This is a genomic window from Martinezella lusitana, from assembly GCF_016901135.1.
Classification (GTDB): Bacteria; Pseudomonadota; Alphaproteobacteria; order Rhizobiales; family Rhizobiaceae; genus Rhizobium; species Rhizobium lusitanum_D.
Map to the genome: position 1 here is coordinate 24,656 of NZ_JAFEVL010000034.1, position 18,749 is coordinate 43,404.

An 18,749-nucleotide genomic window follows, 5' to 3' on the forward strand; every position below is an offset into this window, starting at 1 on the left:
GGCGACCGATGCGGATCGTGGTTCGCAACAGCTCGACTCACAAACTGGCGGAACTGACCGAACGCGAGGCCGTCGCATTGCGCGCCTGGTACGGCAACGCCAGTTCCAGCGAGGACGAGGCGATCGCGCTAGCGATTATCCGGCGCGTCAAGGGGATGGATGGCTGGATAGAATGCGACTGCCTGGACGGGCGACACCAGCCATTGCTCGCCCCAATTCAGCAGGAGCGCACGTTCACGCTGCGGAGACTGACGCCTAAGGAAGAGGCCCCCGGTCGACACGACGAACGGCCGAATCATGCCCTCACCTGTCCGTTCCATGTCGACAAGGATGCCGACCCCGCCCTCCTTGATCGCGGCTTTCATCTTCGTCCACTACCGAGATCCGATCGCACCTATATCGATGCACTCCCGGCTATCCCAACGCGCCTCGCCGAGGTCTCGAGTCAGGATTCCGCTCGGTCAACCGAGCGAAACGACCGGCCTTCCAGGCTTGGCGGTATTTTGTGGCGAATGCTCGAGAAGGCAGAAACCAACGTTATTGCGCCGCTGCAGGACGTTCCCAACCTCACACTCGGCAATCAGCTCGCCAAGCTTCGATCGGCCGCGCGGGAGCTCAGGGTGCTTCGAACTTGGACGCTCAATGCGCTTATGTCCACCTGGGCTGCGGATTACTGGGATCCGGACAGCCGTTGGCAACGGTTGCTTGCGACCTCCCGCCCCGACTGGCCGGAGGGGCTTCGCCGCACCGGGTTCATGCTGCTGTTTTCGGCCGGCATATCGACACAGGCGATCATGCCGGCATCCTCTTCGCGAACAATCGACGTCATTGCCAAGGTGCGCCAGCCGCTGCGGGGTGATCCGGCAAGTCGAGGGCCGTTCCTGACCTTGCTGAACGTCGATTTTCAGGAGGATGATGAAGGGCCGGTTCGGGCGGTGCAGGCCTACGCCCAGCCGGTCTACAACGGCGACACGCTGTTCCCGGTCGAATCTGGGTTTGAGCGGAATGTATCGCACCTTCTGTTCTGGCTTCAGCAATCGCTCTTCGACGCTGCACCAGAACTGCGGATAAAGGTCACCAAACCGCTTTTCGCATCGCAAACGCCCATCGGACTCTGCAGGCCGGACTTCGTTTTAGAGGTCAAGTACAAGGACTATCCGCCCCGGAAATTGATTGTCGAGGCCTTCGGGATGGAGACGGACGAATATCGGGCGGCCAAAGAAAAAACGCTCCCACGAATGCAGCATCTCGGACCGATATTTGATATCTATCCTAAGGATCTCACCGAGACCAATTCCGAGGCCACCGGGCGGAGGCTACAGGAGTGGGTCGTCGGTCAGCTTCGCACGGGCGGAAACACCGGCGCGGCTCATTGATGAGCGGCGACGGAGGAGTAGCCTTGCCGATTTTCAGGGTTTTAGGTTGGTTCATTAGTGTCTCCATCCAACTCGGTTTCCGCAGCCAAAAGCAAAGCCGTCTGTGCATCGGACCGCACCTCCGGCGGGCAGTTTCCGAATATAGTGGACACAAGCTCTTCCGTGAGTTCGGTGATCGTCGGCGTCAAACTCGTTGGAAACAGGCGATCCATGTCCCTTGCGCCCACTCCCGACCGTCCGAGCTCGGACTTGAGCGCGCGCATTTCCATCGCACGCTCTTTGACCATCAGCCAAAAGCCGGCGTTGGCTCGGGCTGCTGCCACTATCCGGCCGAGAACGTCGTGTTTCCAAAGATCTCGATTGGCGAGGTATCTGATTTCGGCCATGGCCTTTTCCTCCCTCTATCAGTCGTGCGGGAACCGGCAAACAGCCGCTTCTGAATTTCGCTGTCGGGATGCTGCACGCCGTGACACCCTTGCCACCTATTCGAAACGGTCTTCGGGCGGCTCCGTGTCTTCGCGCAGCGGATCCCGTGCAAGATTGGCAAACTCGCGCAGAAGCGCTTTCGAACTATCCTCGGTCAGACGCTCAGAGAGGGTTCCGATCAATAGCGCGACATCTGCATTCAGCTCCGTCGGCTCGAACGAGCCCGCGTCAGCCTGCTCAAAAATCGCGGCGTTCAAGGCTTGGATGTCATCTCCGAATGCGTCGCGGACGTCCTGGCGTCGAAGAATAGCCGAGGGAGAGGTTCCGGCTTCGGCCTGAACATCAGGAAAGCGATCTCGTCGATTGTGCGTCCCTCGCGGAGACCCTGGATAAACGTTGCTGTTCAGCTTCGCCTGGTCGATTTCGAGATGGACGTTATCAACTGGGATAACTCCGGAAGCTCGGGAAGCGCTCCGCTTTCCTTGTCGGCCGGCCTTCGTGGCAGATTGTATCTTCCGCGTCATTTCCTGCTTTTCTTCTCGCAGATCTTCCTCTGTCATTCCAGCCTCGCGCTTCTCGTCGAGATCCAGGCGATGACGGAGTTCGTCAAGCGATGATATGTAGACATGGCGCACGCCGTCCTTGACGATGAAGCGCATATTCTGTGGTTGCTGCGGCCGGTTGACGGCGCTGAAACCGATGTCTTTTCGAGGGCCAGGCGACGGGCTCCTCCGAGGTATGGTCGTCTCCGCGTCCGACGCGATTGGCTGAAATGCGTCGCTATTCGCGATTGTCCATTCGACCGGCTCCATACAGGGCCTGAGTACCGGCTTGAACTTCCGCACCTTCGAAAACATCCGCTCACCGCCGGAATCCAGCTTCATGATCCGCATCAGCGGCATGCCGGTGACCTGCAGGATCGCTTCCTCGGGTTTCATCATCATCAGCGTGTTGACCGGCAAAAGGTCGACAGAGACCGGAACCTTCGCGATCGACCGATCGCGGCGACCATGGCGATGGGTGTAGGAAGATTGCTCGACCCACTCCGTCGTCCGGCCGGCGGCCATCGACACTGCGGTCGCATCCTCCTGGTTCTGGAAGTTCATGAACAACTTGATCGTCGAAGCACCCATCAGGATCTTCTGGCCAGAGCGCTGATAAAGCCGTTCGAGCTGGGCGCCGTCCTGCAGGATGAAGACAAAGCGCACGCCGTTCTTGCGGATCAGCGGAGCAAGCGTCAGCGCCGTGTCGATGCGGCCGCCATTGCCGAATTCGTCGAGCATCATCAGCACCTCGTGCTCGCCATTGCGCAGCGGCCCCATCTGCACGAGCTTGTCGGCCATCTGCTGGATGAACATCGAGATCAGCCGCTCGTAGATCTGAATGGCGTTCCAGTCGGCCTGGACGAAGATCACCATTTTCCGTTTTCTGATGCTGTCGATCGGGATCGTGGTGATTGAGGTCAGCGCCTCGACGAGCGGGTTCTGCAGGAAATTCAGCTTGGCGACGATCTCCGCCGCGATGCCCTCCCCGAGTTTTTCGTGGCGCCCGGCGAATTTGGTGAGCTGCATGCGGGTCTGGTCGGAAAGGACAGCCTCGTAGTTTTCCAAAAGCTGGATGATCGCCTTGCGCTCGTCTGACATCGAATTGAGGATGCGGTAGAGTTCGCTCAGCGACTTGCGGGTATCAGGGCATTCGAGCACGAAGCCGAGCATGGCCGTCAAAAGGATCCTGGCGCTTTCTTCCCAGAAATCGGATGAATCGGAGCGCAGACGTTCCGGCAACAGCATCTGCGTAAGCTTTTGCAGGTCAGTGATCCGCTGGTTCGGATCGGCGCTGATCATATCGAGCGGATTATAGCCGTCGGTAAATTTCGATCCCGGCGCCAGCAGGAAAATCTCGTAGCCTTTGTCCTTCAGATAGCCCGAGGATTCCTCGAAGAGCTCACCGCTCATGTCGAGGACCACCTGCGACCCCTGGAAACTCATCATCGTGGGGATGACGAAGCCGCGCGACTTGCCCTGCCCCGGCGATCCGATGACCATCACATGCTGGTCGCCGTCGTTGCGCAGGAGCAGGCCCTGTTTCAGACCGAGCACGATGCCGTACTTGTCACGCAACCGAAAGTCGGCGGCATCTTTCAAGGTTGCCAGCCGCGCCTTGCCCATGATCATCCGTTGCCGCTTCTGAATCGCAGCGCCGATCGGAAACCCAACCATCGCCCCTGCGGCCGCCAGGCCCGCCAGAGCCGCAAGGACCGTCTGTCGCGACGGTCGCTGATAGGCGCCGACCGCGTCGGTCGCGCCGAATGGCGCCTGGTACATGGCTGCGAGATGATTGCCGTAATAGTCCGCGATATCGACGTGCCCGCCGGCCCTTGTCGCGACGAGATAGAAGACAATGCCGTAGACGATGACACCGGCATAGGTAGCGGCGAATATGAGAGCAGTGTGCGCAATCAGCGTGAACAGCGACCGGATGTGCAGGAGGTAGAGGATCTTGCGCGACAGCGCCCTGCCGCCTTTCAACATCCACAAGCACAGCAGAAAAAAAACGAGTGGCGAAGCAAGGACGAAGGCCAGGATCGAGAGCCCGACCGTGTTGCGGACATGGATGATCGACCATGTGTAGGCAATGCTATCGAGCAAAGGAGCCTTTGCGACGTAGTCATAGTAGGAGGCCGACGCAAAAGAGGCGACGTAGGCGTCATAGATCAGCGTGAAGAACATCAGCCATATCGCGGCGGCGCCGAACATGACGACCGGGAACGTGAGGACCGAGACTTCCTGAAGCCTCGTCCACTTCGGGCGTTCAGCCTCTGCGTCCGTGTATACGCTTGCCATCTTCGTCCACCTCGTCGGCAAAATAGATTTCACTGACGCCGCGACCGCCGGCGGCATCGCTCTTCTTCAACTGGACCACGATCGGAATGATCGAGCGGATGTAGCGAATGATATCGTCACGCTCCATGCGGACGTTGCTGTTGAGCACCAGCGTCGACAGTCGGTTGAAGGCATGGTGTGGGGAGTTCGCGTGGATGGTCGACATCGAGCCCGGATGACCAGTGTTGATCGCATTGAGAAAATCAAAGGCCTCGTCACCACGCAGCTCGCCCATGAAAATCCGGTCGGGCCTGAGGCGCAGCGCCGAAGCGAGCAGATCCGTCATCGTCACCCGCGCCTCGGCCTGCCCGCCCTTCGAGACCAGCAGCGAGACGACATTTTCCTGCAGGGGCTCCAGCTCGGCCGTATCCTGCATGAGGATAAACCGCTCGTGGTTCGGAATGGCCGTGAGCATCGTGTTGAGGAACGTCGTCTTGCCGGTCGAGGTGCCGCCCGAGATCAACATGCTACGATGATTGATCGCCGCAAGCTCCAAGAACGCGCGCGCCCTTCCCGCCCGTAACAGACGGGACAGCTCGACGTCGATGTCATCGATATAGTCGTCGCCTGTCACCTTGGTGAAGCGAAAGGCTCCTGCCTTCTCATAGTCGTCGAGGTCGAAGCGGCGGATGAATTGTTTTCGGATCGAGAAAGCATGCCCTGTCGCCGAGGTCGGATTGAGGACGAACTGCACGCGCTCGCCATCGACCAGTGTGGCGGACAGCAACGGGTTTTCGGTATTGACGGTTTGCTTGGTGAACGAAGCGGCGCGGGACGCCATGTGACGGATCGCATCCTGGTCGAGACCATCGACCTCCCGCCTCACCATGCTGAGTTGGCCGATCCGCTCCAGCCAGATCTCATTGCTGCGCTGACAGGAGATCTCGACCACGCCGGGATCGTCGAGAAACAACTTGATGGGCTCGAGCGCCTCGGACAGGAAGTGCTGTTCGGCTGAGATCGACGGGCGCGCATTCATTTGCCGACCTTCTTTCTACGCAGGCGCTCGTACGCCTCGCGAACCGGGTCAGGATAGAGATCGGAAAAATCCAGATCTCGCGTGACGAAAACTGTGATGTCCGAGCCTTGGGCGATGTGGATTGTCGGCTTGATGTTCCGCGTATCCTGGAATGCCTCCGTCGCCAGTTGCTGGATGCCCGCTGCGATGGTCTCCGCACCGATCTCGCGTGCCCTGTCCTGCGATGTGCTTCCATTGTCTTGAGGGATGCTGGTCACTGTTCCGTCCGTATTGACGATCGTGATGTTGCGGTCCTGTTTCTGACCGAGCTGGGCGATATATTGAGTCACACCGCCGATCATCGTCATCAGTGCCGGCGGCCCGAACCGTTCCCAATATTTCCGGTCGACGACGCCGGTCATGCCGGAGCGGCCGAGACGGTCGGTGCCGTAGGAACCAAGCTGGACCGAAACACCGTCGCCTCGGATCATCCGCGTCCACACGATGAAGAGGCGTTCCTGCCCGCGTTCGACACCGGACTTGTAATCGCCGATCAACGAGGAGCCTGCGGGAATGAGGATGCGGCGGCCGTCGAAGGAATAGACTTCCTCCCGGACGATCGCCTTCACCATGCCGGCGAGATCGGAATTCACGGCCGTTTCGAGCGTGCCACGAATCATTGTGCCCTGCGGGATCCAGGCATCGATGCGGCGGTTTTCGGCGGCGACCGAGACCTCTACTCCCTGCCCGCCCATTGCTTTCAGAAAGGCGCGATCACCATCGACCGCGCCGCTAGTGTCCCCATTCGCCGTAGATGCTCCGGCCGTGCTGTTCGCCCCGAACAGACCAGCTCCTGAAGTATCGGACGAAGCCCGTGCTGCTCCGTTCGTTTGTTCGGACTGATCGAAGACAACGGCTGTAGAGCGCACGCGCTCGAGAAGCTTGGCCTGCCGGGCGAGCTCGATGCATCGTGGATTGTCGGGATTGTTTCCTCTGGAGCAATCGACATCGACTGGCGGTGCGATCTGGGCTGGCGTCGGAACCACAGGAGCAGGCGGAGGGGGTGGAGGCGGAGGCGGCGCCTCGGGCACCTGCACCGTCGGCAGGGGCGGCGGCGCCGGCGGTTTGAAGCCTTCGTTTCTCGGCGCCTGAACCGGGCGGAACTCTTCCCGAGGGGTATTGTCGACTGTCGGTTCCCGCTCGCCGCCGGAAAACAGGAAATAGAGAACGACACCGACACCGGCGATCGCAAATGCCACCGCAACCGGCCGCATCAGCCCGATCCCGGAGCGCCTAACCTGCCCGCCAATCGCGGTGTCGTTTTCGATGGAATGATAGTTCGGATCCGACATCGTGCCTCCCTATTTTGATCTCGGCGAGGAAGTGACGCCGCCCGAGCCAAGCCGCTTGGGCGCCACCGCTCCCTCGATCGGCGCCGGTACGTCAGCTGGAGCGGTCCTGAGATTGAACAGGCAGGTCTCGTTTTCGGTGCCGTAGCGTAGCGTCCACTGCCGCGAGACCGTGTCGATGACGATGTAGTCCGCCTCCCGTCGATAATTGACGAGGCTCTCCCGCCGCTTGTTATCGACGATGAAGATCGCCGGCACATCGCCGGTGAATTTCATGAAGGTCTTCAATCCGTCGTCGAACACCCAGAGCGGTTTGGCGGCATCGCTGCCCTTGAAACCATAGTCGTAATTGACCTTGTCGCGCCGGATGTTCTTGATATTGGGATTTTGTTCGGCGTCCTGCGCCTGCTTCCAAAGCTCGGCCGTGCCCCTCAGTCCGGCATCCTCCGGATACATGAACTGCAGCTTGAAGGTCTGGTTCTGGATTGCCTTGCTGTCGTTCACCTCCAGATCGAAGGAATAAGTCCGCTTCGTCGTGACCACCGAGAGGTTTGTCGGCGCGTCTTTTTCCATCGGCTTCAGGGTGAGGGAGCGCCTGTCAGCCGATGTGAGGATCTGCCAGGAGACGGTGTCACCGGCGACGACCTGGGTGATCTCCTCATCCGCCCCAAAGAGGATGGTCGTCACCATCCCGTACGTGCCGGTCACCACGAAGACCTGCTCGGCCGAATAGGGCAAGGTCCGGACACGTGGATCGAGCCTGCCCGGCCGGGCAATGAGCTCGGCCTGTGCCGATGATGTTGCCAGGAGCAGTGACATCATAATACCAGCCATCGTCCGCTTCATTGAACGAGCCCCGAAGGCATGGTCTCAGGAACCTTCACATATTCGGTGACGACGAAGCCGAGCGGATTGTAGAGCCGGACCCGGTTGCTGGCGGGTAAGTTGATCTGCTTGTAGCGGACCGTGGCGGACCAGCGATTGACGACCTCGCCGCCGCGCTGTCGCTCCCTCGTCTCGAAGCGTACCGACATCGTCGTCAGGTTGAGCGGATTGACCGACAGGATTTCCGGCCGGATCTCGCCGGATGGTCCCATGGTCTTGACGGGACCTCTTGGATTGGAAGGGTTCATCCACTCAGAATAATCCTTGAAGGCCGACGAATCCGGGTCTGACCAGAGAGCGATCATGTCGAAGTTTTCCGAGAGATACCGTGGATCGTAGGTCTCGCGGCGGATGACGTAGTTGCCGACGAAGGAGGCGCGAACGGCCTGGATTTCGGAAACGTTCGAGCGGTCTTTGTCGAGCGTCGTCACGGTCTCCATGTAGCCGGTGTTCTTGTCGACGATCAGCGGCACGACTTCGGTGCGCACGAGCGGAAAGAGCTGCGCAACGGAAAACGAGAGCACGCCAGCGACAATCCAGCCCGCGACCGCGAAGACCAGCAGGATGAGACCGATCAGTGTCCGTAGCGAGCGGTTCTTCTCGCCCCACGAGAGGTGTCCATCGTAGATGTCCTGGGGGCCGGGGACCCGGTCGGTCGGTACAGCCTTCAATTGCCTTCTGAACAATGCCAAGTTTCAAACCTCGAAGTCGCATGGGTAAAATCTGGATGTTCTCTTCGCAGCCACCGCGTCATTCGCTGTTGCGACGGCGATTGGTGAGCATGCGGCCGAGGGCGCCGGCTGCCGCGACACTGCCGCGGCCTGCAAGGGCAGCAGCGGTGACGGCGCCTCTCGGGCCGGCGAGCGTGCTGAGCGCTATGGCCGCAGCCTGGCCGGCGCGGGAATTGCTGGAGGAAAGGCGCCTGCGGGCAGTATTGTAGGCCGTGTCGACCCCACCTCCCCCGGGCACGCCGGAGAAGGCCGCTCCGTAGGCGAAGGTCCGTGCAAAATCCGGCACCTGGAAGATGAAGTAGGAAATCAGCGCGAGGTAGAGCACCATTGCGAGCACGATTGCCAGCGCGTTCTCCTTGGTGGCCATGTCGCCATTGATCGTGTCCATCATGCCGATCAGGAATCCAAAGGACAGCCCGGCCATGATGTAGGTGAACAGGAGCATGAACATGCCGTAGGCAACGCCCCTCACCCATGCGTCGAAAACGAAGCGTGTGATTCCAAAGAAATAGCAGAGGATGGCGATCGGCCCGATCGCCAGCATGACGGCGGTGATCATCTTGGCAAACAGCGTGACGCCGGTGAGGATCAAAAGCATCGGCAGCAGACCGAAGACCAGCACGATGAAAACGACGACGGCGCCCGTCACATTCGGCAGCCATCCGGACTCGTAGGAATTGAAGAGCTGCATGGCAAAGTCGTAGACCTTGCGGGCCATGCTGGCGACCTGCTGGGCGATATCCGCTCCTGCCGATTGGCCGCCCATTGCCGATGATATGGCGGAGCCGAGATCCTGCGGCGCCGAGAGCACGAACTGTCCAATGTTGTCGTAGAACAACGCCCAGGACATGATCAGGGCATAGGCGAGCGTAAGCTTGAAGGCGGTGATTGCCATGTCCTGCAGGGACACGCTGGACAATCCGAGCGCGCCCCAGAGGAAATACAGGATCAGGAAGATCGCGAGGATGCCGGAAACGAGATTGCCGTTTTCGGCAAATAGCCCCCAGGCCCGTTCCAACGAAGCCTCGTTGATTTTGTCGAAATATCGAAGCGCATCGCCATAGAAATTTATTGCGTAGCTGACGGGATCCATATCTCATCCTGAAATTGATTGACCGGTCGCATCGGGCCGCAATCGTCTTTGGTTGCTCCCTCGACCGCCACCTCCGCAGCTGTCGGCTTCATCGCTGTCTGGTAGCCAAGTGCCGGTACCGGGTTTTCGTCGGCCGAGCATTTCGCCAGTTGCTCGTACCTTCCGGCGCAACCGGTAAGCGCTACGAAGCCGATCGCCAGCACGAAGGTGACCCTCACTGGTTCTGCTCCTCCAAAGCCTTCAACTGATCACGAACCGAAGTGCCCTGTGACGCGGTCCCCCCGTCACGCATCACGCTGTCGGGAAGTGGGGCAAAGGTCTTGAGGTTCTGCGACGACGTCGCAAGGGCGGCCTTGTACTGCTGGTTCAGGAGCATGACCTGGTTGTTCAGAGAGCCGACGGCCTCGTTTGCCGTTTGATTGCCCTGAAGGACCATCTGGGTGTTCTGCTCCAGCGCCCCTTTCAGATCCTTTGCCGTGCCAATTTGCTGTGTGGCCTGCATGAACGAGTTCTGCCGGTCCTTGGTGGCGCTGTTCATCGCGTCGGTGAGCGCGGTGAGCGTAGTGAGCGCATTGATCCCTTGCGAATAGGCCTGATTGGCGCCGGACAGCCCGCCGCCCTTGGCGGTGTCGACCACCATCTTGACCAGGTTCAGGCCGTTGATGAGCTTCGCCGCGGTGTTCTGGAACTGGCCGCCGATTCCTCCGAACACCGCCTGGTTGCTCGACAGGATCGTGCTGAAGTCCGGCGCCTGTCCCATGCTGAAGCCATTGCCGGTCGCAAGTTTGGCAAACTGACTGGCATCCTGCGTCCGATCGCCGGTGATCGCTGCCAGGGTTTTCGTCGTGTTGTCCTTGACGACGGAAGTGTCCTGCTGGATCTCCGACGACAGGCGCTTGATCTCCTCGCTGATGGAGATGTTTTCCGAATCTTTAACGGGGACCTGCGCTTGTGCGTGCGAGACGAGTAGGATGGCGAATGCCGGTGCGATCACTGCTGTCTTCATATGCCTAACCTCTCTTCATTGTTCAGTTTGCTGTAGGTCGGGAATCGACGACGGTGACGAGGCCAAGTGCGGGGTCCTGCATCGCCGAGAAGGTCGCGACCGTGCCGTTGGCACGCGCCTGTTCCTGCAGCTCGGAGAGCCAGCGCTGGATCTGCTCGCTGCTGGCGTTCGATGGAACGGCAAAACACCGCGTACCGCCGGTGTCGACGATGTTGGTCGGGCACTGGATCTGCGCCATTACAAGGGAGCCATCGTTGTCTTTGGCGTTGCCGCCGCCGCTGCCCCGCAGGCTCGCCGAGGACGATTGGAGGCCAGCCTGCAGGCGCTGAAGATATTGCTGGTTCGCCGCTAGGGATTTACCGAGCAGCTCGTTCCACACCGAACCTCGCTCAACCTGCGCCTGCGTGTTCCGGTCGACGGCCTTCTTCAACTGCTCGCCGCATCCGCTCCCGTAGCTGGCGGTTTCCGGCTCGCCGGCCCCTTCAGTGGGCGTACGATCACCATTCTGAGCCTTGTTGCGGCTGTAATAGGCAGAGACTTTCTGGACGTAGTCCTGGGTTTCCGGAATGTTGGGGATCTGGCCATTCTGCAGTGACTGCCGATACGGGCCGGCATTGTAGCCGGCGGCGATCAGGTCGTAGCGGTCGCCGAACATCCCCTGGAGTTGTTTGATGTATTTGACGCCACCACGGATGTTGTCGCGTGTATCGTAGGGGTTGACGCCGAGCTGAGCGGCTGTCCCTGGCATCAGCTGCATGACGCCGGTGGCACCGACCGCCGAGCGCGCGGACTGGCGAAAGCGGGATTCCTGCTCGGCGATCGCCAGTGCGAAGTTCGGATCAACGCCCTGCCGGGTCGCCTCTTCCTCGACCATGCGGGCAACTTCCTGCTGGCTCGGCGTGCGTTGAGATGGCGCCGCCGGCGCGGTATCGCCGGCCATGCCGTCCACCGAGCAATCGGCAGGAGCGCCTGAACCCTGACCGGGCGCCACGCTATCGGTCGTACCGCCCGACGCGCCTTTCACCTTGCGGGTATCGGACTGATAGGACTGATACCAGTTCAACGTCGCCTGCTGGATCTTCTGGCGGGCCTTATCGATGACGGGCACCTGGGCGTTGCTCGATCCCCCGGCAAGGATCAAGACCACCACCAGACCGCCGGCCGCGGCTCTCTCAAGACGCTTTGCGTTCTTCATCGACCGCCACCCCATCCCAGTCGCAGAATTTCGAAAGCCAGCTCTTCGGATCCTCGCCATATTCGTCGAGCAGCATCTCGACCTCGCGCACCGTCTCCTCGCGACCGGACAGCACCTTGATGAACTCGGGCATGTGGGACATGTCCACGCGGGCGATCACGCTGTTCTTAGCCTGCTTGATGAGCATGAAGCGAGAATTGGGATCGCTGTTCTTGACCCACTCGAACTCCGCCCGGGAGAGGCCAAAGTGTTCCATGTAGGAGCTTTCGTCTGCTTTCGGATTGGCAAAGAAGATGTTCGTCGACGTCTGCTCGATGATTGTGCGGCTGACGCTTGAGCGCACAACATCGTCAGCCGACTGCGTGCCGAAGATCACCAGACCGTTCCTTTTCCGGATGGTCTTGAAGTAATCCTTCATCGTGCGCTTGAACTCGTCGTCGTCGAGCAGCTTCCAGGCTTCGTCCATCAAGTTGATGATCGGTGCCTTGCCGTCGTAGATTTCGTCCAGCCGGTGGAACATGTAGAGAAGGGCCGCGGTGCGCACCGTGGGATCATCGAGGATCGACGTCATGTCGAAACCGATCATCGGCCTGGAAATATCGAGGTCGTCATCGGCGTTGTCGAAGAGCCAGGCATAGGGTCCCTTGTCGACCCACTTGTCGAGCCTGGCGATCAGGCTGCCTTCGGTCCTTTCGCTGCCGGCGAGCAGTGCCCTGAGCGACGAGAGGCGCCGATACGATCGATCCTTTGTCTTGAGGACGGATTTGATCGCGTTGCGGATGATTGATTCTTCCTGCGGCGTCAGGCTCTCGCCTTCTTTCGACGGCTTCAACATGAAGCTCAAAAGCCCGTAGAGAAACACACGGTTTTCCTCGCTGTCGTCGAGCAGCAGCGGATTCCATCCCGACGGTTCGCCGGGTTCGAGCGTCATGTAGGTTCCGCCCGCCGCCCGCACCATGATGTCGAGACCGCGATCCTTGTCGAAGACGATCGTCTTCAATCGTGGGCTAACACGATAGGCCTGCAGGATGAGGAAGGCCATGATGACGGTCTTGCCTGACCCGGTCGGACCGAACACGGTCGTATGCCCGACATCCCCCTGGTGGAAGTTGAAGAAGAACGGTGTGCCCGACGTCGTCTCGAAAATCGTGATCGCCGGTCCCCAATGGTTACCATCTGGCTTGCCATAGGGATATGCGTGAAAGCTGCTGAGCCCCGCGCAGTTGAGTGTCGAGATTAAGGCGCGACGCGCGATATAGGCCTGATTGCCGGGCAGCTGTGCCCAATAGGCAGGCTCCGCGTTCAGGTCCTCGCGCACATATGACGCGCCGAGAGCGCCGAGTTCGTTTCCGATCAGGGCGACCGCGTCGTCGAGCTGGGCGGTGGATTTTGCGACCGGCATGACGGTGAGATGATGCTCGGTGAAAGCGACGCGTTTGCGTGCGAGCTCGTCCCGGGCGATGTCGAGATTGGCCTGAACGCTGGACCCGCCTTCATCGGCCTTCGACATCTGGCGGTCCAACCGTTCGATCCGGCTACGCGCCGCCATGTCGTCGACAAAGGACATCGACTGGGTCAGAACCAGCTCGAACGGGAGCTTGAGGATATAGTCGAGCATGCCGGCGCCGGTCTCTGGCGGATATTCCTTCAGCGAGACCATCGCCCCATAGCGGTCGTCATCGGGTGTGTCGCCCTGCAGGTGGATAATGCGGTTGCCAATCGATGTCCTGCGCGCCGGCAGCATTTCATCGACCGGGATGTTGCCAAGCCGGATCGGCCGGACGCGTCCGCCATTGAGCAGCGTATAGAAGAACTCGCATTGTTCGGAGAACCAAGCTTTTCGCGCGGCGTCATCGACCACCATGTCGTCCGAGACGTCACGGAAGATCATCCGGTTATCGCCGAGGTCCGCCTGCACCCGCTGCACATCTCGCAGGACCTTCGGGCCATAGACGGCAAGCGATTTCTCCAGCGCCCGCGTCGCCTCGATCAGCTTGTCGCGCATCGCGCGGAACTGCTCCTTGCGCACGACATTGCCGCCGACCCCCATGATGCGGGAAAGCGCAGAGCCCTTTCTGAACATGGGGCGTACGACCAGCGAGACATACGTGTCGTTGACGAACATCTCGTTCTTCGAGATGCGCGACTGATAGACGTGATCAAGACGCTGCATGAAGGGATCGGTGAAGGCCGAGGGCAGCGACGGCGCCACCTTCCGCCTGATGACATGAGTATAGAGTGCGAAGCTTCCGATCGAGGAGATCGCGCGGAAGGCAGCGTTGCGCTGCCGCTGCAGCATGTTTATCGTCTCGATGTCAGCGGTCTCGAACGAAAAACCGGTCAGTTGCAGGGTCGAGACAAGGCAGTCGTTCTTCAGACGGATGATGCCGTTTTCGGTCGGCACATAGAAGGGAACATGGGTCGAGACAGTGCGGTCGGCAAAGATCTCCCAACCCCTCGACAAGCTCCCTTTCAAAGATCGCGCCATCGTGTTCATCGCTCACACCCCGTAAGTTCTCACTCCGCCACCGAGCTTGCGGCCGAGCGGGTTGACGCCGCACATACTGAGGCGGCCGACGATCTCGAAAAACCAGAGGTCCAGCTTCACTGTCAGCACATAGAGAATGCTGTGGAGGATGACGAAAGAAACCGGAAACCAGAGGATGGATCCGAGGATCATGAACGCCATCAGCGAGACGAAACACTCGGCCAGAAAGTAAGTGTAGGGTATTCCCATGACTGTCGGCGGCCGGGTCAGGGCTAGGATGACGGGATAGGATTCGATGTAGTCATCACCCCCGCCGATGTCGTTGCCTAATGCGGCCATGGTCATGCTCCGCCGCCGGCCAGGAAGTCGACGAGCTCGGCCGCGGCAAACATGCCGGCAAGGCAACCGGCAACCCGCAGGAGCGCGCCCCAGGACCAGTAGCCAAATGCTGCGGCGAGGAACATGCCGATGAAGGCAATCGCTCCAACCGATCGGCCGAACGGGCCGGTAAAGAATTGCACCAAGCGATCAGCCGCTTGCTGGAGGCGATCGAGGTTCTGCGCCGCCGCCGGCTCGTACTGGCTGACGAGCAGGATTAAGCTCGCCGCAAGCACGATCGCGGCATGGCCGACCCACTTCTGTCGGGCGATGGAGGACCAGGCGACGCTGCCATAAAGGACTGCAGTGTGGACTGCCAATGTGATGGGATTCATTGAAGCACCTCTTCCTTGACGATCTTCACCGGACCGCCAGCTCCGATATTCGCCTCCTCCTGATGAGGGCGAACGGCTGACGGAGGCGGGTTTGCAACGGAAAAAACAAGCATCGGGGACTTTGCCCGCTCGGCCGATCCTGTTCGGCGCTCTGAGCCAGGAACGGCCGTAGACGACCGACTTACAGGTGGAGGGGCCTTCCCCGCGGTCGTGCCGATGTAGTACCCGACGACGCGGGTGACATAATCTGCGGTTTCGCGGATCAGCGGCAAGGAATGGTGAAGGTCGACGTTCGGTTCGCCAGCGTTGTAGGCCGCCGCGACGAGCACGGGATTGCGATACTTGTCGACTAGGACACGGAGGAACCGTGTGCCTGCGCGGATGTTCTGCTCAGGGTCGGTCAGGTCATTCGCGCCAAAGGCTTTGCCGATCCGCGGCATCACCTGCATCAGCCCGATGGCACCTGCAGAGCTGACAAGGCTCGGATCGAAATCGGCGTTCTCCGCCCGCATGATCGAGAGCACCCAGTTCGGATCGACCTCTTCCGCAGCGGCGATCGTCACAGCGAGCCTGGCATATATCTCGGGAGTGTTGGAAAGCAGATCGGGTCGAGGCCGCGGCAATGATCGGCCGGTATCGACTTGTGATTCGACGGCGGGATCAATGATTGGAGGAGCTGGCCTCTGATCAAATGAGAAGACGCTGATGGGCGAATGCACGGTGCGTTCGCGCCGTGCATTCGCAGTACCAGCCGCTTCTCCTGGTATTTCGACGCGACTGTTATCAAACTTTCCAATCTCGTCCAATGAAACAGCATTGGAAATTGGGGCAGCATCGTTTGGTCCGTCGAAGCGCTGGTTGAAACTGGCCCAGTCGATCGAGGGAAAAGCGAGCCGCTGGCCTGGAGTTGCCACGCTCGAAGCGGCGCTCGGAGCAGGCTCAGCTTCCAATTTCGCTACCTTCGGGCTTGTGGCACGGCTACCGAAACGGCCCTGTACAGACATTCGCGAACCGGAATGCGGGTCGTTGTCATTTGGACCGGAGGCGAAACCGGTGAGCAGAAGCGTTGAAATCCCAGCCGTCCACAGCGCGCTTCGCGACCATGCTTTTTGCGGTCTTCTCACAGGTGAAAGCGGGATGCGATCCATGGCCGAACCAGTGCAAAATTATACTGCGGTATAAGATTTTGAACTGCATTCCGTTACGGAAATCAACCGGAAATTTGCCTTGAGTATAATTCTCTGCGCTGAGCGCGATGGCCTGGAATTAGTTTCTCAAGGAAATTCAATCGCGTAGGCGCGACCATTTGTCCGGCGTCCAACGATACTGTATCTGCTCGCGATCGCCCAGAATACGGGCCAGACGCACGGCCGTGCCTCCTTTGATCAATACTGAACCAGCATTAGCGCCGGATCGAATGCCAGAGATTCGGCAAACGAAATTGGGCAATTCCTGCTGAATTCTCGAAACCGGATAACAGGAATCGATTTGATAGCGAGCATCACTACGATCGATTGACAGCCCCCTTTCCTGCACAGGGCCGAGACTCTGGCGTCCGTACTCAGTTCCATATTCCAGCTGACACTCGACGATATTGTCAGAATAGCCTCTGCAGCCGGCAAGGCGGAGATACGCGAACGGCGTCGGCGGCAATGGGCGTGTCGGTTCGGTCTGGTGGCCACAACCGGATAATAAGATCACCATCGTCAGAGCTACGGAGTGCAACATGGAAATTTGCATATCGTCGCTTTCTAGCTTGCTTGCCGATAGCCGGCATGGTTGAGGGCTTCGAGGAAAAGATCGCGGGCGAGCGCGCAGTAGGGTGATAATGCCTGTGCCAGGTGAAGTTGGGTGAGCACCAGTCCGAGATCCGCAATAGCCGCCACGACGTCCTTCAGGTCATCGTTAAGGGCGTCTCGCAGCATTTCCATTCCCTCGTGGCCCTTGACCACAATGGCGTACTCGTTGCGCGCAATGCTATGCCAGAGCTCGATGGTGCCGCCTTCGCCGTTCACGCCTTCCGCGTCGCAGATCAGCATGAGAGCATAGTCCGGATCCTGCATGGGACTTTCCTCGAGCGAGGTCCCGCCACGGAATTCCGTCAGTGCAGCGTCAGACGCAAAGAGCAGCATATGCTCATTGACCAGAAGGCGTCGCTGGCCAAGACGGACGAAGCCGTTCATCACAGTGGAACGGGTTGCAGCAGGGGGAAGGCTTTCCTCACAATGCTCACAGATCGATATCAGTCGGCCATTTGTGAAGGCGAATTCGCTATGGAAGCGATTGACGATAGAGCGCTCGATGTCCTCCGTCCGACCAGCCAGAGACTCGACTAATGCGAACGCGTCAAGTCGTTCCCAAGGCTTCATCAGGATATCGCTCTCTGGCGCGAATCCGGCGTCGCGCACCAAGCTCGCAGGACCTACCACGATGGCGGCGGACCGCGTCTGCGCGCCGCAATTTGGGCAATCAGCTGAAAACGGAACTTTGTACCATTCTTTTGTCAGCAAGGATCTATTGTGTGTCAGCGTCAGACCCCGTTGTGGATGAACCGGATATCGCTTAGCCTGCGGTCGGAAAGCGTCGCATAACTTATACTGAGGTATAAGTAACAGCGGTGCTCAGCTTGCTCAAGCGGGAAAAGCTGCAACGTCGCGACGATTGCCTCCACGGTTGATCGACGCGAAAAGTGGGCTGTTGGCAAGTTGGGGCCACATCATTAACATGCGTCAGGACGGCTTCGCGCTCCTGAGAGCACAGGTCAGATCAGCGGAGGAGCCCGATACTGAAATTCCTGTAGTCCTGCGGGACGGAGTGCTCCACGATCCCGAGTTGGATCGCGTTTTCCGCGACCTCCCTCTCAACGTCGCTCTGTCATTCCTTCGCGCCTATGGCTACGACGTTCTTGGTGGAGCATCTCCCCCATGCCAAGCTAAGGCGTGCCCGTGCCGATGATGTCGATCCAGAAACCCGGAAGGGGATTGGCGCATCACCCCCAAACGGCGGTCTCGTAGTGATCCCAGATAGCGGGAAGATCATCTTCAAGCGACAAAACCAGCTGCGCCGACTTAGCGTTTGGACTCTGCGACGTAGCTTTAGGGCTTTTGCGAGGGACGTTGAGCAAAGCGTTCCGATAAGGCGCCACCTAGCGCTGGTAAACATCCGAACATCACCAGCTGAGGTGTTCCACTAAGACCAAAGAAGTGCGAAAGGAGAATTGCTGTCAACGCTCCGGCGAAGGCACCAATGATATACGGAAAATAGCTTCTCATCCTATACCTCCCTCCTGATCCCAGAAGTTCCGATTAGAGCGGCATTCCTTTCCCCGACTTGTGCGGCGACGCAGAATAGGAAGATTTGCAGCAGCAGCCCTGACCGAAATAGGGCGCAATGCGCTTATCTCAACAAGAATGCTGCTTCGGGTTGTGAAACTACTGCCACCTGATTGCCGAAATCCGGCGATTGCCTATTCCCTGATGCGCTCAGTCGCTCGTTGTCCATATCGCTCAATCGCTGATTCGTAAGCGCGCAATTCCGCGCACCTGTTCACTGAACAGCGAATGAAGGATTCTGTGTCCACAAGGGAGACGGTGGACACAATGACATTGGATATCTTGAAGGGCTCAGGGGGTCTTCGGGCTGTGAAG

General features: G+C 59.4%; 17 protein-coding genes. 1 reads left to right on the top strand and 16 read right to left on the bottom strand.

Features of this window, described 5'->3' with window-relative positions; translation table 11 throughout:
* Nucleotides 1-8: 8 nt before the first annotated feature.
* The gene (locus JTP94_RS13350) at nucleotides 9-1,376 is read left to right on the top strand and encodes a hypothetical protein (RefSeq protein WP_204850983.1); all 1,368 of its coding nucleotides are present in this window, start codon (nucleotides 9-11) and stop codon (nucleotides 1,374-1,376) included.
* Nucleotides 1,377-1,417: 41 nt separating this feature from the next.
* Here JTP94_RS13350 and JTP94_RS13355 read toward each other — a convergent pair whose 3' ends face one another.
* The 16 genes from JTP94_RS13355 to JTP94_RS13430 form a co-directional block, all read right to left on the bottom strand.
* Nucleotides 1,418-1,762 (bottom strand): hypothetical protein, encoded by a 345-nt coding sequence (locus tag JTP94_RS13355; RefSeq protein ID WP_204850984.1) that lies wholly within the window; start codon nucleotides 1,760-1,762, stop codon nucleotides 1,418-1,420.
* Nucleotides 1,763-1,858: 96 nt separating this feature from the next.
* A complete protein-coding gene (locus JTP94_RS13360) occupies nucleotides 1,859-4,645 on the bottom strand; it encodes a type IV secretory system conjugative DNA transfer family protein (RefSeq protein ID WP_204850985.1) in 2,787 nt (928 codons plus the stop codon).
* Nucleotides 4,614-5,663 (bottom strand): P-type DNA transfer ATPase VirB11, encoded by a 1,050-nt coding sequence (gene virB11, locus JTP94_RS13365; protein ID WP_204850986.1) that lies wholly within the window; start codon nucleotides 5,661-5,663, stop codon nucleotides 4,614-4,616. The genes JTP94_RS13360 and virB11 overlap by 32 nt, the downstream gene beginning before the upstream one ends.
* Nucleotides 5,660-6,994, bottom strand: a complete 1,335-nt coding sequence (gene virB10, locus JTP94_RS13370) for a type IV secretion system protein VirB10 (protein ID WP_204850987.1) — start codon at nucleotides 6,992-6,994, stop codon at nucleotides 5,660-5,662. Before virB10 ends, virB11 begins: the two co-directional genes overlap by 4 nt.
* Before the next feature lie 9 nt (nucleotides 6,995-7,003).
* The gene (locus tag JTP94_RS13375; protein ID WP_204850988.1) at nucleotides 7,004-7,825 is read right to left on the bottom strand and encodes a TrbG/VirB9 family P-type conjugative transfer protein; all 822 of its coding nucleotides are present in this window, start codon (nucleotides 7,823-7,825) and stop codon (nucleotides 7,004-7,006) included.
* Nucleotides 7,826-7,833: 8 nt separating this feature from the next.
* Entirely contained in the window at nucleotides 7,834-8,568 is a 735-nt protein-coding gene (locus JTP94_RS13380; RefSeq protein ID WP_204850989.1) for a virB8 family protein, read from the bottom strand.
* A 58-nt stretch (nucleotides 8,569-8,626) separates the two neighbouring features.
* Nucleotides 8,627-9,700, bottom strand: coding sequence for a type IV secretion system protein (locus tag JTP94_RS13385; protein ID WP_204850990.1), 1,074 nt, complete (start codon nucleotides 9,698-9,700; stop codon nucleotides 8,627-8,629).
* Nucleotides 9,676-9,918: a hypothetical protein gene (locus JTP94_RS13390; protein ID WP_204850991.1), complete on the bottom strand. Its 243-nt coding sequence runs from the start codon at nucleotides 9,916-9,918 to the stop codon at nucleotides 9,676-9,678. Before JTP94_RS13390 ends, JTP94_RS13385 begins: the two co-directional genes overlap by 25 nt.
* Complete coding sequence (locus JTP94_RS13395) at nucleotides 9,915-10,706, bottom strand: conjugal transfer protein (protein WP_204850992.1); 792 nt, start codon at nucleotides 10,704-10,706, stop codon at nucleotides 9,915-9,917. The genes JTP94_RS13390 and JTP94_RS13395 overlap by 4 nt, the downstream gene beginning before the upstream one ends.
* 22 nt (nucleotides 10,707-10,728) lie before the next feature.
* Entirely contained in the window at nucleotides 10,729-11,901 is a 1,173-nt protein-coding gene (locus tag JTP94_RS13400; RefSeq protein ID WP_204850993.1) for a lytic transglycosylase domain-containing protein, read from the bottom strand.
* Nucleotides 11,879-14,398, bottom strand: a complete 2,520-nt coding sequence (locus JTP94_RS13405; RefSeq protein ID WP_204850994.1) for a VirB4 family type IV secretion/conjugal transfer ATPase — start codon at nucleotides 14,396-14,398, stop codon at nucleotides 11,879-11,881. The genes JTP94_RS13400 and JTP94_RS13405 overlap by 23 nt, the downstream gene beginning before the upstream one ends.
* Nucleotides 14,399-14,401: 3 nt before the next feature.
* Nucleotides 14,402-14,728: a VirB3 family type IV secretion system protein gene (locus tag JTP94_RS13410; protein ID WP_072640972.1), complete on the bottom strand. Its 327-nt coding sequence runs from the start codon at nucleotides 14,726-14,728 to the stop codon at nucleotides 14,402-14,404.
* A gap of 2 nt (nucleotides 14,729-14,730) precedes the next feature.
* Nucleotides 14,731-15,102 (bottom strand): TrbC/VirB2 family protein, encoded by a 372-nt coding sequence (locus JTP94_RS13415; protein WP_168298555.1) that lies wholly within the window; start codon nucleotides 15,100-15,102, stop codon nucleotides 14,731-14,733.
* Nucleotides 15,099-16,250 carry a lytic transglycosylase domain-containing protein gene (locus JTP94_RS13420; RefSeq protein ID WP_210384111.1) on the bottom strand — a complete coding sequence of 384 codons (1,152 nt, stop codon included), beginning with the start codon at nucleotides 16,248-16,250 and terminating at the stop codon, nucleotides 15,099-15,101. The genes JTP94_RS13415 and JTP94_RS13420 overlap by 4 nt, the downstream gene beginning before the upstream one ends.
* Nucleotides 16,251-16,386: 136 nt before the next feature.
* Nucleotides 16,387-16,842: a hypothetical protein gene (locus tag JTP94_RS13425; protein ID WP_204850995.1), complete on the bottom strand. Its 456-nt coding sequence runs from the start codon at nucleotides 16,840-16,842 to the stop codon at nucleotides 16,387-16,389.
* A gap of 11 nt (nucleotides 16,843-16,853) precedes the next feature.
* Complete coding sequence (locus JTP94_RS13430; RefSeq protein ID WP_246754921.1) at nucleotides 16,854-17,471, bottom strand: hypothetical protein; 618 nt, start codon at nucleotides 17,469-17,471, stop codon at nucleotides 16,854-16,856.
* Nucleotides 17,472-18,749: the final 1,278 nt, after the last annotated feature.

Bases quoted from the DNA above. Each gene is read 5' to 3' on its own strand.
- JTP94_RS13395 (WP_204850992.1), bottom strand. From the start codon at position 10,706: ATGAAGACAGCAGTGATCGCACCGGCATTCGCCATCCTACTCGTCTCG.
- JTP94_RS13385 (WP_204850990.1), bottom strand. From the start codon at position 9,700: ATGGATCCCGTCAGCTACGCAATAAATTTCTATGGCGATGCGCTTCGA.
- JTP94_RS13420 (WP_210384111.1), bottom strand. From the start codon at position 16,250: ATGGATCGCATCCCGCTTTCACCTGTGAGAAGACCGCAAAAAGCATGG.
- JTP94_RS13430 (WP_246754921.1), bottom strand. From the start codon at position 17,471: ATGAAGCCTTGGGAACGACTTGACGCGTTCGCATTAGTCGAGTCTCTG.
- JTP94_RS13410 (WP_072640972.1), bottom strand. From the start codon at position 14,728: ATGGCCGCATTAGGCAACGACATCGGCGGGGGTGATGACTACATCGAA.
- JTP94_RS13400 (WP_204850993.1), bottom strand. From the start codon at position 11,901: ATGAAGAACGCAAAGCGTCTTGAGAGAGCCGCGGCCGGCGGTCTGGTG.
- JTP94_RS13355 (WP_204850984.1), bottom strand. From the start codon at position 1,762: ATGGCCGAAATCAGATACCTCGCCAATCGAGATCTTTGGAAACACGAC.
- JTP94_RS13415 (WP_168298555.1), bottom strand. From the start codon at position 15,102: ATGAATCCCATCACATTGGCAGTCCACACTGCAGTCCTTTATGGCAGC.
- virB10 (WP_204850987.1), bottom strand. From the start codon at position 6,994: ATGTCGGATCCGAACTATCATTCCATCGAAAACGACACCGCGATTGGC.
- JTP94_RS13425 (WP_204850995.1), bottom strand. From the start codon at position 16,842: ATGCAAATTTCCATGTTGCACTCCGTAGCTCTGACGATGGTGATCTTA.
- JTP94_RS13405 (WP_204850994.1), bottom strand. From the start codon at position 14,398: ATGAACACGATGGCGCGATCTTTGAAAGGGAGCTTGTCGAGGGGTTGG.
- JTP94_RS13350 (WP_204850983.1), top strand. From the start codon at position 9: ATGCGGATCGTGGTTCGCAACAGCTCGACTCACAAACTGGCGGAACTG.
- JTP94_RS13360 (WP_204850985.1), bottom strand. From the start codon at position 4,645: ATGGCAAGCGTATACACGGACGCAGAGGCTGAACGCCCGAAGTGGACG.
- virB11 (WP_204850986.1), bottom strand. From the start codon at position 5,663: ATGAATGCGCGCCCGTCGATCTCAGCCGAACAGCACTTCCTGTCCGAG.
- JTP94_RS13375 (WP_204850988.1), bottom strand. From the start codon at position 7,825: ATGGCTGGTATTATGATGTCACTGCTCCTGGCAACATCATCGGCACAG.